14 protein-coding genes and 1 pseudogene are annotated in these 12,746 nt (G+C 62.9%); 11 read left to right on the forward strand and 4 right to left on the reverse strand.

The genetic code is table 11. The annotated features are described in order from the left end of the window. Nucleotides 1-137 precede the first annotated feature (137 nt). The 9 genes and pseudogenes from CYU59_RS28685 to CYU59_RS28725 all read left to right on the forward strand — a co-directional run bounded on the left by CYU59_RS28685 (nt 138) and on the right by CYU59_RS28725 (nt 7,237). A complete protein-coding gene (locus CYU59_RS28685) occupies nt 138-1,391 on the forward strand; it encodes an amidohydrolase family protein (protein ID WP_293010514.1) in 1,254 nt (417 codons plus the stop codon). A gap of 120 nt (nt 1,392-1,511) precedes the next feature. Then, on the forward strand, nt 1,512-1,964 hold the full coding sequence (locus CYU59_RS28690) for a MarR family transcriptional regulator (RefSeq protein WP_293010539.1): 453 nt from the start codon (nt 1,512-1,514) through the stop codon (nt 1,962-1,964). Nucleotides 1,965-2,097: 133 nt separating this feature from the next. After that, nucleotides 2,098-2,370 (forward strand): annotated as a pseudogene (locus CYU59_RS28695) (2Fe-2S iron-sulfur cluster binding domain-containing protein); the annotation flags it as partial. A gap of 35 nt (nt 2,371-2,405) precedes the next feature. Next, on the forward strand, nt 2,406-3,149 hold the full coding sequence (locus tag CYU59_RS28700) for an SDR family NAD(P)-dependent oxidoreductase (RefSeq protein ID WP_293010516.1): 744 nt from the start codon (nt 2,406-2,408) through the stop codon (nt 3,147-3,149). A gap of 25 nt (nt 3,150-3,174) precedes the next feature. Continuing rightward, entirely contained in the window at nt 3,175-4,437 is a 1,263-nt protein-coding gene (locus CYU59_RS28705) for an aromatic ring-hydroxylating dioxygenase subunit alpha (protein WP_293010518.1), read from the forward strand. Beyond that, nucleotides 4,434-4,775 carry a hypothetical protein gene (locus tag CYU59_RS28710; RefSeq protein ID WP_293010520.1) on the forward strand — a complete coding sequence of 114 codons (342 nt, stop codon included), beginning with the start codon at nt 4,434-4,436 and terminating at the stop codon, nt 4,773-4,775. The genes CYU59_RS28705 and CYU59_RS28710 overlap by 4 nt, the downstream gene beginning before the upstream one ends. Nucleotides 4,776-4,806: 31 nt before the next feature. Then, on the forward strand, nt 4,807-5,652 hold the full coding sequence (locus CYU59_RS28715) for a TauD/TfdA family dioxygenase (protein ID WP_293010522.1): 846 nt from the start codon (nt 4,807-4,809) through the stop codon (nt 5,650-5,652). Nucleotides 5,653-6,118: 466 nt separating this feature from the next. Continuing rightward, nucleotides 6,119-6,850 (forward strand): SPFH domain-containing protein, encoded by a 732-nt coding sequence (locus tag CYU59_RS28720; protein WP_363115565.1) that lies wholly within the window; start codon nt 6,119-6,121, stop codon nt 6,848-6,850. 165 nt (nt 6,851-7,015) lie between these two features. Further along, nucleotides 7,016-7,237 (forward strand): hypothetical protein, encoded by a 222-nt coding sequence (locus tag CYU59_RS28725; RefSeq protein ID WP_293010524.1) that lies wholly within the window; start codon nt 7,016-7,018, stop codon nt 7,235-7,237. 85 nt (nt 7,238-7,322) lie between these two features. On the opposite strand, the gene CYU59_RS28730 is transcribed toward CYU59_RS28725, so the two are convergent. Further along, a complete protein-coding gene (locus CYU59_RS28730; protein ID WP_293010526.1) occupies nt 7,323-7,622 on the reverse strand; it encodes a GlsB/YeaQ/YmgE family stress response membrane protein in 300 nt (99 codons plus the stop codon). Nucleotides 7,623-7,725: 103 nt separating this feature from the next. Between CYU59_RS28730 and CYU59_RS28735 the strand changes: the two genes are divergently transcribed. Next, a complete protein-coding gene (locus CYU59_RS28735; RefSeq protein ID WP_293010529.1) occupies nt 7,726-8,394 on the forward strand; it encodes a response regulator transcription factor in 669 nt (222 codons plus the stop codon). A gap of 52 nt (nt 8,395-8,446) precedes the next feature. On the opposite strand, the gene CYU59_RS28740 is transcribed toward CYU59_RS28735, so the two are convergent. Next, nucleotides 8,447-8,896 carry an ATP-binding protein gene (locus CYU59_RS28740; protein ID WP_293010531.1) on the reverse strand — a complete coding sequence of 150 codons (450 nt, stop codon included), beginning with the start codon at nt 8,894-8,896 and terminating at the stop codon, nt 8,447-8,449. A gap of 239 nt (nt 8,897-9,135) precedes the next feature. Here CYU59_RS28740 and CYU59_RS28745 point away from each other — a divergent pair, with 239 nt between their 5' ends. Next, entirely contained in the window at nt 9,136-9,930 is a 795-nt protein-coding gene (locus CYU59_RS28745) for an emopamil-binding protein (protein WP_293010533.1), read from the forward strand. 41 nt (nt 9,931-9,971) lie between these two features. Here CYU59_RS28745 and CYU59_RS28750 read toward each other — a convergent pair whose 3' ends face one another. Together CYU59_RS28750 and CYU59_RS28755 are read right to left on the reverse strand one after the other, a co-directional pair. After that, on the reverse strand, nt 9,972-11,039 hold the full coding sequence (locus CYU59_RS28750; protein ID WP_293010535.1) for an alanine/ornithine racemase family PLP-dependent enzyme: 1,068 nt from the start codon (nt 11,037-11,039) through the stop codon (nt 9,972-9,974). Next, a complete protein-coding gene (locus CYU59_RS28755; protein WP_293010537.1) occupies nt 11,036-12,211 on the reverse strand; it encodes a DUF1611 domain-containing protein in 1,176 nt (391 codons plus the stop codon). Before CYU59_RS28755 ends, CYU59_RS28750 begins: the two co-directional genes overlap by 4 nt. Nucleotides 12,212-12,746 lie beyond the last annotated feature (535 nt).

Raw genomic sequence — 12,746 nt, forward strand, 5'->3', positions numbered from 1 at the left:
CTACCCGACGACGTCCAAAATCTGATGCACCTGCTCTACTCGATGATCATGGTGTCGTTTCCGGTCGAGTGTTGGAAACAGCCGCGGGTCCCCGATTCAGGTGCCTCGACCTTGGACTGCGTCTACGAGCCTGTTCCGTGAGCGACGTCACCGTTCTGCGGGCGGCGCGATGGGCTGACGTCGCGGCGGGCAAGATCCGCACACCGGCAGTGGTGGTGATCGACGGAGCCCGCATCTCCGCGATCAATCCCGCAGAGCCTCTACCGGATTCGGCGAAGGTTGTGGATCTGGGTGACGTCACGCTGCTGCCGGGTCTGATGGACATGGAGCTGAACTTGCTCATCGGGGGCCCTGGCGGACCGGAAGGCCTGCCGTCGCCGATGCACGGCGTCCAGGATGATCCCGCTTACCGGACATTGCGCGGTGCGGTGAATGCGCGCACCACGTTGGAGGCCGGGTTCACCACGGTGCGCAATCTCGGCCTGATGGTGAAGACCGGCGGCTACCTCCTGGACGTTGCGTTGCAGCGCGCCATCGATCAGGGCTGGCACGTCGGGCCGCGAATTCATCCCGCCGGCCATGCCGTCACCCCCTACGGCGGGCATCTCGACCCGACCGTCTTTCAGCGGATGGCTCCGGGCATCATGCCGCTCTCCGTTGGCGAAGGCATCGCCAACGGTGTGCCCGACGTGATCGCCTGTGTGCGATACCAGGTTCGCCACGGGGCCAAGCTGATCAAGGTGTCGGCATCCGGTGGTGTGATGTCGCACAGCACAGCTCCGGGTGCGCAGCAGTATTCCGATGCCGAGTTCGCCGCGATCGCTGACGAGGCGCATAGGGCGGGTGTGCGAGTGGCCGCGCACGCGGTCGGGGACAGTGCGATCCGGGCCTGCATCCGCGCCGGAATCGATTGCATCGAACATGGTTTCCTCGCCAGCGACGACACCATCCAGATGATGGTCGACCATGGCACGTTCCTCGTGTCGACCACCTATCTCACCGAAGCCATGGCCATCGACCGCATCGCGCCAGAGCTGCGCAAGAAAGCTCTCGAGGTCTTCCCGCAGGCGAAGGCCATGCTGCCGAAGGCAATTGCGGCCGGTGTCCGGATCGCCTGTGGCACAGACGCACCGGCGATCCCGCACGGCCAGAATGCCAAAGAGCTTGGCGCGTTGGTGGATCGCGGCATGACGCCGGCACAAGCGATCAAGGCCGCCACGATGGTGGCCGCCGAACTCGTCGAGGCCGCCGACGAGCTGGGACAGTTGGCGCCGGGCTATCTCGCCGACATCATCGCCGTACCGGGCGATCCGTTTGCCGACATCGCCGCCACTCTCGATGTCCGGTTCGTGATGAAAGACGGGCAGATCTTCAAGGCCCCTGCCGCGTGAACAGGCTGCATCGCCGCGCGGCGAGGCCACACCCTGGGCCGCGACGTGCGATAACGTCGAGCCGTGGCTGATCAGCGCTCACGCGAACAGAGCCCGCAGACCGTGGGCGCGCAGGCAGGTCTGGAACTCACCGACAACATCCTCTGGCTACTCAAGCAGGCCTTCTATTACTCGCTGACCACCATCAACGACGCGATGAAGGTGCATGGGGTCAGTACCGCCCAGATCGGTGTGCTGCGCCAACTCGCCAACGAACCCGGTCTCTCCGGAGCCGAGCTGGCCAGGCGGCTTCTGATCAGCCCCCAAGGCGTCCAGCTTGCCCTCACGGCGCTCGCGCGGCGAGGCCTCGTTGAACGCACACAGGACCCCCAACACGCGCGCATCCTGCGGGCATCTCTGACCGACGCCGGCGGCAAAGTCGCCGAAACGGTTGTCAGCGATGCGATTTCGGCGCATCAAGAGGTGTTCGGTGTGCTCACCGACGATGAGCAGCAGACGCTGCGCGAATTGCTGGGGCGCGTGGTCGAAAAGGGTACCGGGCACGAGCTGTTCACCGACCACGTCGAGGGCTGACCCGCATCTGTCGCTGTGAGTATCTAGTACTTGAGATCAGTCGCAAGTAGTTGATACTCTCGCATGGATGAGTGACGAACGCGCGGCGGCGACTGCTGGTCGGTTGTCAGGTATCGACACGGTCGTGTCGGTGCCCGAGGAGATCGTCATTGTGCTGGACAAGCGCAAGACGACAGCGCGGTACGCGGTCGGTGACACGATCTTGCAGACGGCTCGCATGGCAGGTCTCAATGCGCCGTCGTCCTGTGAAACCGGTTCGTGCGCCACGTGTATGGCACGTATCACCGAGGGAAGTGCCCGGATGCTCAACAACGATGCGCTCGACGAAGACGAGGTGAAGGAGGGCTGGGTCCTGACGTGTCAGGCTCTGCCCACCAGCTGCACGCTGCGGGTCGAATATGAGTGAGCGGCGGAGACAATGACCGCAGGGGAGCCCCTGAAATGAACAAGGTGGCGGTGGTGACCGGCGGTGCCTCGGGTATAGGTGAGGCAACGTGCCATGAATTGGGCCGGCGAGGACTGAAGGTAGCCATCCTCGATCTCAACGAGACTGCCGCGCAACGCGTCACTGATGATCTACGCGCTCAAGGCGTCACGGCTCTCGGACTTGGCGTCGACGTGACCGATCGCGCAGCGGTGGAACATGCGTTTGCCAAGGTGCGCGGGGAGCTGGGCCCGGTCTCGGTTCTCGTGACCAGCGCCGGCATGTTCGACTTCTCGCCGTTCGCAGACATCAGCATCGAAGTCTGGACGCGCATCATCGATGTCAATCTGACCGGAACCTTTCATTGTTGCCAGGTCGCATTGCCGGATATGGTGCACGCGCAATGGGGTCGGATCGTGATGATCTCTTCGTCCAGTGCCCAGCGAGGATCCCCGTTTGCGGCCCACTACGCGGCATCCAAAGGGGCGGTGATGACGCTGACCAAGTCACTAGCCCGCGAGTACGCCGAACACGGCATCACCGTCAACAACATTCCGCCGTCGGGCATCGAGACGCCGATGCAGCACGCGGGTCAGGCCGCCGGATACCTCCCGTCCAACGAGCAGATGGCCAGCAGCATTCCGCTGGGTTACCTGGGTACCGGAGCAGACATCGCGGCGGCAGTGGGATTCCTGTGCTCGGAAGAGGCGCGCTACATCACCGGCCAAACTCTCGGCGTCAACGGCGGAGCGGTGATGTGAAAACGATGAAGGACAAGAGGTTTCGATGACACGAACGGGAAGACCCGCCGAGGGATCGTGGACCGAGCACTACCCCGAATTGGGAACCGGGCCGGTCTCCTTCGAAGACTCGACATCCGAAGAGTTCTACAACCTCGAGCGCGAGGCGATCTTCAAGAAGGCGTGGCTCAATGTCGCACGGATCGAGGAGCTGCCCCGCGCCGGCAGTTACCTGACCAAGGAAATCGAGGTCGTCGGTATCTCGGTGATTGTGGTCAAGGGCAAAGACGATCAGATCCGGGCCTTCTACAACGTCTGCAGGCACCGTGGAAACAAGTTGGTGTGGAACGACTTTCCGGGTGACGAGACTCGCGGCACCTGCCGTCAGTTCACTTGCAAATACCACGGTTGGCGGTACGACCTGCAGGGTGCGCTCACGTTTGTCCAGCAGCAGTCGGAGTTCTTCGACCTCGATCCCGCCGACTACGGCCTGCGGCCCGTGCCGTGCGAGGTGTGGAATGGCTTTGTTTTCATCAACTTCGACCCCGAGCCCCGACAGAGCCTTCGTGAATTCCTCGGCCCCATGATCACCGGTCTCGATGACTACCCATTCGGCAAGCTGACCGAGCGATACGAGTGGGTGGCGCACAACAACAGCAACTGGAAGATCTTTGCCGACGCCTTCCAGGAGTACTACCACGTCCCGTCTCTGCACTCACAGCAGATCCCTGCCGAAGTGCGCGACCCCAACGCCGGATTCACCTGCGGCCACTTTCAACTCGACGGACCTCACAGACTGGTGTCCACTGCGGGCCGGCGCCGATGGCTGCTGCCGCCCGAGTACATGTATCCGATCGAGCGAGCCACTCGCAGCGGACTGGTCGGGCCGTGGCGCACCCCCGATATCGGGGAACTCCCTGCAGGCCTCAACCCCGGTGGCATCGAACCCTGGGGTATCAGCAATTTCCAGATCTTTCCCAACACCGAAATCCTCATCTACGGCGGGTGGTACCTGCTTTACCGCTATTGGCCGACCTCCCGTAACACGCACCGATTTGAGGCCTTCACGTACTTCCATCCGGCTCGCAGCGTGCGGGAGCGCATCGAGCACGAAGTCGCATCGGTGGTGCTCAAAGAATTCGCCTTGCAGGATGCGGGAATGCTCGGCGGCACGCAGGCCGCCCTGGAATACGGCATCGTCGACGAGTTTCCGCTCAACGACCAGGAAATCCTGGTCCGCCACCTGCACAAGGTGGTCGTCGATTGGGTGGAGGCCTATCGACGTGAACGCGCTCCGGCGGGAGTGTGACCATGCAAGAGACACTGCTACCCAGCGCCTTCGCCGAATTCGAGAGCTTTGCCCAAAGATGGTGTTTGGCAACTGAAACCGAGCGCTGGAATGCACGCGTCAACGCCTCGATGCCGGACCTTCACGACTTCTACGACGCATTCTTCCCCCGTCTGGAAGAAGCGATCGAATACTGCGACAAATTTCCCCTCGATGACTTGCCCGACGACGTCTTGCATCTACTGCAGCTGATCTACTCGTTGATCATGGTCGCCATGGCCGTGGAGATCATGCACCAACCCGCTCCGGTCGATGCCGCCGACGCGGTGATGATCCGCACCGGCGAACCAATCCCGTGATCAACCGCTTGGCTTCCGACAAGGAGCAACCATGAGCCTGCTCACCATCACCAAACTCACCGAGTCCGTCGGTGCCGAGGTCATCGGTCTCGACCCGGTCGGGTTGGGAGAGGACGACTCGGTCGGCGCGGCCTTACTGGATGCGTTGGAGCGCAACGGTGTTCTGGTGTTCCGCGGCCTGCGTCTTGATCCGGAGGCGCAAGTCGAATTCTGCCGGCGCCTCGGGGAAATCGATCATTCATCCGATGGGCACCATCCCGTCGCAGGCATCTACCCGATCACGTTGGACAAGTCCAAGAACGCCTCGGCCGCCTACCTGAAAGCGACCTTCGACTGGCACATCGACGGTTGCACGCCGCTGGGCGAGGAATGCCCGCAAAAGGCCACTGTGCTCTCCGCGGTCCAGGTCGCCGAGTGGGGCGGTGAAACCGAATTCGCCAACTCCTACGCGGCACACGACGCCCTCACCGAGTGTGAGAAGGAGCGGTTCGGGGCATTGCGGGTCGTGCACTCGTTAGAGGCATCCCAGCGTCGGGTGCACCCCGATCCCACGCCCGAGCAGGTAGCGCGCTGGCGTGCGCGGCGTACTCACGAGCACCCGTTGGTCTGGACCCATCGAAGCGGGCGAAAGTCATTGGTGCTCGGTGCCTCCGCCGACTACGTCGTCGGCATGGACGTCGATCAGGGTCGGGCGTTGCTCGAGGAGCTCCTAGAGCGAGCCACGTTGCCGGACAAGGTCTACAGCCATTCGTGGTCTGTAGGCGACACCGTGATCTGGGATAACCAGGGCGTGCTGCATCGTGCCGCTCCGTACGACCCCAAGTCTCAACGCGAGATGCTGCGCACCACCGTCCTCGGTGACGAGCCGATTCAGTAGGGGAAGAAGGTCAAGGCCGAAGCCTTCCTCCGGATCGGTGATCTACCCGCTCGCCTGACGCCGCTACCAGACGCGCAGTGGGACAGGGTTTCTCGCGGTACCGCTAGGCTCGCTGCGGCATCGGGCCGATGACAACAGGCGGACGGCGGGGAACCGATGTGCGGTCAACGAGTCTGTTCCGACTCGAGGTCGAACGTCCAACCTGCAACTCTTGCCGGCCGATTTCTGTCACCATGACACTGGCCAGATTCGGAGCGACGCACCACCGCAGCAAAACAACGATCAAAAGGAACCCCAACTGATGTCGTGGCAAATGATCCTGTTCCTTTTCGCAACCGTGATCGCGGCGCTCATCTTCGGCGGGTCCACTATCGCGTCGTTCGTTATCGCGCCCCGCGAGGGAGAACGTAAAGTCAGGCGATTCCGCGGAACTGGAGTCGCGGCAGTGATTTTCGGCATCGGCGTCATGTTCCTGCTTCTCGGCTGTTTCACAATTGTCGGCACCCGGCAGATCGCGATTCAGACCAGCTTCGGCCGGCCGACCGGTGTCGCGCTGAACAACGGGCTGCATGCCAAGATGCCGTGGACGATCACGCACGAGATGGACGGTGCGATCCAAATCGACAAATACGTGGGCAACGACCAGATTCTGATTCGGCTGGGAAACTCGTCGACCGCCAAAGCTGATGTGTCGATCCGCTGGCAGCTGAAGCAGGGCGCAGCACCTGAGCTCTACCAGCAGTACAAGACGTTCGACAACGTGCGCGTCAACCTGGTCGAACGGAACCTTGCCGTGGCGTTGAACGAAGTGTTCGCTTCGTACGATCCGTTGGCACCGCAAAACCTGGACCGCTCACCGCTGCCCGAGCTCGCCAAGAAAGCAACCAACATCCTGCGCGGTGAAGTCGACACACAGGTGGAGATCATCGACGTCAACGTGCCCACGATCAGCTACGACCATGGCACCGAGGACAAGATCAACCAGCTCAACCAACAGCGGGCGCAGACGTCCATCGCCGCCGAGGCGCAGAAGACCGCGGAGGCTCAAGCCAAGGCCAACGAGATAATCTCCCGCTCAATCAGCAACGACCCGAATGTGGTTGTGCAGAACTGCATCAACTCGGCCATTGCCAAAAACATCTCGCCGCTCGGGTGCTGGCCAGGCACACCGGTCATGCCGACCGTGCCGGCAAGGTAGCGCGTGAAGCCGCTGCCTAGCCGAGGCGGGCTGCGAAACGTTCTCGTGTCACCGATTTCGGTGGTTCACTCTCTGGACGGGTTTCGGTAAAGTACGCAAACGATGACAAACGGGAGAGCCCAGCGTCGGGATTCGCCGACTACAGTCGCATCCGCTATCCGCAAGGTGAGCGTGTTGACCGCGGCGGCCTTGGCCAGCGGTGCCGCGCTGATGTTCGGGTCCGCGGGGATCGCGTACGCCCACGGGACATTTACGCCGCCGCCAACCGTGCCGCACGCCCGCGGGCACAGCCAGGGGCCCTTCTCCGTCTTGCATCAAGGGCCGTTTTCGGTGCTGCACCAGGGCGGCGCCCCGGGTGCTGGGAAGCTCCTGCCGTCCGGCAACTAGGAGCCACTGAGGGCGGTCCCATGGTTCGCGGGCCCGGCCTCGAGAGTCAGACTCTCTCGACCGGACCCGCTCGACCCAGGTGAACTCAGGTGCGGCGCGCCACACGCACGAGCGCCAGCAGGATCACCGCTCCGAAGGTCGCCGTGAACAAGGTGAACCACCAACCGCCGCTGGCGGTGTCGACCACGAAGCTCAGTAGAAAACCGCCGACCAGTGCGCCGACCACACCGATCACGATGTCGAGCAGCAGACCTTCTCTGGTCTTCATGATCATGGATGCCAGCCAGCCCGCCAGAGCGCCGATGATGATGTATCCGATCCAGCCGACGCTTGTCACGGTGCTGGAGCGGGCCAACAGCTCGGTTACCGCCAAAGTACTTGTCATCTCATTTACCTCTCGTCAGGGCGTCGAACCTGTTCGGCGCATGACTCGATGCAACACCCTTTAGGGGGGTCCCACTACACCCCTGAGGGGGTAAATTCACCTCATGTCGTCGTCAATGAAGCGCCCGATCACCGTCGCTCTCGTCGACGACTACGACGTGGTGGTCAAGGGGGTGGCCAACATGTTCGACAACTATCGCGACCGGATTGTGGTTGCTGAACTGGACGCCTCGGTGGCTGTCAAAGATCCGGTCGACATTGCGCTGTACGACTCATTCGCCCAGCCCGAGACCGACGACCACGAGATCGCCACGCTGATCACCAACCCGCACGCCCACCGTGTTGTGGTCTACACCTGGAATTTTCACCCCGACCTGATCGCCAGCGCCCGCGAGCACGGGGCGCACGGTTACCTCTCGAAGACCCTGCCGGCAAGGGAACTCGTCGCAGCCCTCGAGGCTGTTCACGCGGGGGAGTTGGTGATCAGCAACCCAGCACCGCGGGCGCGCAGTGCCCTGGGCCTGGACTGGCCGGGGCGCACCGAGGGACTCAGTGACCGCGAATCCGAGGTCTTGGCCTTGATCACCCAGGGAAAAAGCAACGCTGACGTAGCCCGTCTGACCTATTTGAGCCCCAACACCGTGAAGTCCTACATCCGCAGCATCTATCGCAAAATCAACGCCGGTAGCCGCACCCAAGCCGTCCTGTGGGGCGTTCAACACGGCTTCACCCCCGACCATCACCGCATCGACCACTGGAAAGGCGGCCCCTGACCGAAAGCCATTCCGCTGCTTTGAGTTTGACGCGGTGGCAAACCCCGCCGACTCAGGTTTTGTCGAGTGCCGGGCACCCGTTGAAACGCAGGCACACCGCGGTGCCGTCGCTGCGGCCCTGCATGCTGAGTTCATCAGCGAGGCCGCGCATCAGCATGAGCCCGCGCCCTCGGAGGGCGTTGACGGCGGCAGGGTCAGGTTCGATCCAACTTCCGTGATCGGTGACGCAGATTCGCACGGTTTCCTCAGCAGGGTCGTGCCTCATCTTCAAGGTCATGAGGCCGCCTTCGGCAACGACATGCTCGCGGTAGGCGTGCTCGGCACAGTTGGCCAGCGCCTCATAAGCAGCCAGGACGATATCTGCGCCGCGATCGCTGTCCAATTCGACGGTGTCGTTGAGCCAGCGGCAGAGAAGCACACGAAAGTCGGCTGCGGTGTCACCGTCAGCAGGTCCGGTGTACGCACACTCTGGTGCGTCGTCGACACGGACTGAATTACTCACACCGGTTTGGTTACCCGCCTTACGGATATGCAACCCGATCGCGCAGCTCGCTTGGGTCACGGTAGAGAAACCGTGGATAACACCCCTCGCCCAAGGGCGGCAGCAGAACGCGTCCGGCCAAAACCGAACGATCGATCACCCGACGTCCTACGCTGAGCGAGTGCTTAGCGCGCTGAACTGCACCTGGCGCGCAGGAAAGTCTCGCTCAAGTCAACGACGACGGAAACAGGGATGACGCAATGACATCGGACGTCGCCACGCAAGCTTCGTCAGACCACCAGCCGAACTTGTCCCGGCCCTGGGCCGCCCATCGGCGGCGGACGTACCTGCTTCTCACGGCCCTCACCGGCACTGCGTTCGTGCTCGTGGTCGCGGGAGTGGGCCTGCGGGTGTTGCCACCGACCTTCACGGTCGACGTCGTCGCGAACTTACTGTTCGGCGTACCGGTGATCCTGCTGCCGCTGGTCTATTTCTGGACGGGTCGGGGTGAGCATCGTCCTCGGTTGGAGCGAGCGGCCGAGCTGACGTTGATCTACCTGCCTTACACCGCTGGTAGCCAACTCGGGTACGAGACCATCTTCTTGATCGGCCATCCGTTCAACCTCTGGACGCCCACCGCCGACCCGGGCTGGAAGTGGCTGTGGTGGCAGTGGGGACTGACCGACACCCGTTACACCAGCGCCAACAACTGGATCTTCGGGCTGGAACTGGTCGGTGTCATCACCGGCGCGACGCTGTTCGTCCTCTGGCTCCGGTTGATCCGGCCCGAGCTGCCGACCGAATCGCGCATTCGCTGCCTTTGGCTCGCCTTCGCCGGATGCGCGATGCTTCTCAGTAGCACCGGCGTGTACTTTCTGGCTGAAGTGCGGGCCGCATTCGGTGACATCGGGCAGGGCGCGTTCGGCTTCTGGTTCAAGTTCCTGGCGGAGAACGTGCCGTTCATGATCTTGCCGCCCTTTGTGCTGTACGCGATCTACCTGCAGATCGACTACTTGACCAGGCGGGCGGGCGCAGGCCGCGATCTGATCGGTTAGAGCTCGATTGTCGCTGCGTGACAAGGGTTTACGTTGAGCCCTCAGCCCCGGCCGAACTGCTCGACCTTGGCGACAAAGGGCGACGTCATCGCCCGCACGAGTGCGCCGTAGCCGACTCCGAATTCGATCTCGTCGCCGACCGCGGCCGGGTGATCGGCAAGGTCGACGATCAGGTGGTCGCTGCTCATCCCGAGGATCGCGACGCCTTCGGGCGGCCGCAGACCGTCGGGGTCCACATCTTGGCGACCGAGGGCCAGGATTGCTTGGCGCACAGCCGTATTGCCGTGGCGCTCCGGCACCTCGCCGAAAGCACCCTGAGCGCGATTGCCCCAAGGTCGGGCCGGCTTCACAGCGACCTCGATGACTTCTGCGGTCAGTGTGAAGGCGTCGGTGTGCAGGCCTGGGATCGGTGTCCGGTACAGCGGATCGACACCCAGAAGGATGGCCTCACCGAGTCGCAGCTCGTCGATCCGGCCGACGTCGTGGGTGTGCAGGGCCCAGCTCAGATTCGCCGAGTTGCCGCCTGAGACGATGTCGAGCGAAATCCCATGTTGTGTTTCGATATCGGCCACGAGTCCTGTGAGAATGCCCATGTTCCGGTCGTCGGGAATGACGCCGTTCTGACACGCCAGGTTGGCGCCCAGCCCGGCGAGCCGCAGCGAAGAGTGGCGCAGGATAACCCGCACGGCCTCGGAGACATCGCCGAGCGCGATGCCCTCCCGCAGGTCACCCAGCTCGACCATGAGCACGATGGCATGCGTCCGATTCTGTTGGGACGCAGCCTGATCGAGCGCGGCTAACACAACGGCGTCGGTATTGAGGCTGATATCGGCAACGTCGACTACCTGCGCGACCTGGCTGAGCATCGGTGAGCGGATCAGTGTGCGTGACGGTGGTGGATCGAGCCCGTCCAGCCGTGCGAGGTTCGGCACCCGGGAATCGCCGAGACCGCGCGCACCGCCGCGCAACATCGCCGCGCCGACCCCTGGCGAGCCCAGTACAGCCTTGGTGATCCCGGTGACTCGAATACCCTGTGGGTCAAGACGATCGACCAGAGCGCGCGTGTTCTGCTCGATCTTGTCGAGGTCGGCATCCAGCCGAAGCGTCACACCGGGGCTGTCGTGCGGGCGGCGACCGCGAGCGCGGGGAAAGCCATCAGCACCATGTCAACCAGATCAGACGAGGGGCGCGTGAGGGGGTCGGTGACCGGAAGGCCGAGCTGCGATCGATGTTCGGAGATCGCATTGCTCAGCTCGTCTTCGGTCATCTCTTCATGGTTGATCGTGACCCCGATGACACGCGTGTCGGCGAACGCCTCGATCAAGGCGATCTCGCTGGCCGCGGTCGGCATTGCCACCATGGGAAAATCGCCCAGCATTCTGCGCTTCGGTGCGTGCTGCACGATCACGCCCGCCGGGCGGCTGCCGCGCAGGATGTGAGCGGACGTGATGTACGCGGGGTGGCTGAGTGCGCCCTGACCCTCGACGACGATCACATCGGGGTCTTCGCCCTCGAACGCGGCGACGACCTGATTCTCGACCTCGCCGGAGCAGAATTGGGGGACCAAGGCATCCAGCGCGACCCCGTACTTACCGCCCTGGATTAAGGTCGTCTGACCGGTGCCGACCATCACTGCTTTGATGCCGTGTGCGTTCAGCGCCTGTACCAACAAAGTCGCGGTGGTGCGTTTACCGATCGCGCCGTCGGTGCCCAGGATCGCGATTCTGGGGCATGTCACATCGAAGATCCGACCGGAGAACAGATGCAGGTCGCGCTTGGCTTTCGGGCGGCGCACATCGGTGATGGTGACGCCGGCGATCACGGCTGCCGCCACGAACTCGGCGTCGTCGTTCAGGAATTCGTGCAAACCGTTGATGATGTGCATCCCGCGGGCAATGCCGTCTAGCAACACGATTCGCTGTTCGTTCGAGAGCAGGCCGTCGGCAGGTGCCAGCCCACAGATCAAATAGTCCGGCACGCGGCCGGCGTGCGAGAGGGCCTCGGCGAGCGACGCCAGCACCGGGATGCCGTTCGCGGTGCCGTCGAGGAGCTTCCCAGCGTCGCCCCCGGCCCGGAGGCTGTCGATAACACTGAGAATTTCGTACTTCTCGGAGTGCCTGACCAGGCCATTGGCGGTCTTGCCATCTTGCTCGCCGAACTGGCCCTCGCAGTAAACGATTGCGCTGGAACCCGCGGGAAGCGGGAAATAAGCTGCCGGAAGGTTGCACTCGCATTGTTCATACGAGTCGAGAGCAGGATTGCCATGGGCGGGGGAGGGCATAAATTCCTCTGAGAAGTCTCAGAGAAGGCGACGGGATCGTGGCGGGGCGTGCAGCCCAACGTTCAGCGAGTGATCTGCCCTGAGGGCCGGCAGGATTACCGGCATGTTAACTGTACCCGATTGTCTGGGCGAGATGGATATCGCGCCAGCCGGGCTGGAGCGGCTCCGTGCCGACCGCTTCGAGTCACCGAACATTCGCCGCGAGTCTCAGCGGCCCGCGAGAACCTAGCCGGCGAAACCGAAAGGGCCTATCTCCCTGCCCCTTTCAATTTATAGCTGACAGGGGGGCTTGCGGCAAGACCCCGGTGATGACGCAGAATCGCTGGCCACGGGTTCATGACGATGGCGATGGGTGAGATGTGAGTGCTCAAACAGGTGGCGGCGGGCTGCTGGACCGCAAGACTGCAACGGCGTGTCAACGACGGCCGAAAATTGACCCCCTTTCGACGGTTGAAAATTGACCCCCTTGGTGTTCATTCTTCGGTGGCCGATCCCGGGACTCGCCCGAGATCGCGGTCTTTGATGCGGTAAGAGT

The organism is Mycobacterium sp. (assembly GCF_002863225.1).
Taxonomy (GTDB): domain Bacteria; phylum Actinomycetota; class Actinomycetes; order Mycobacteriales; family Mycobacteriaceae; genus Mycobacterium.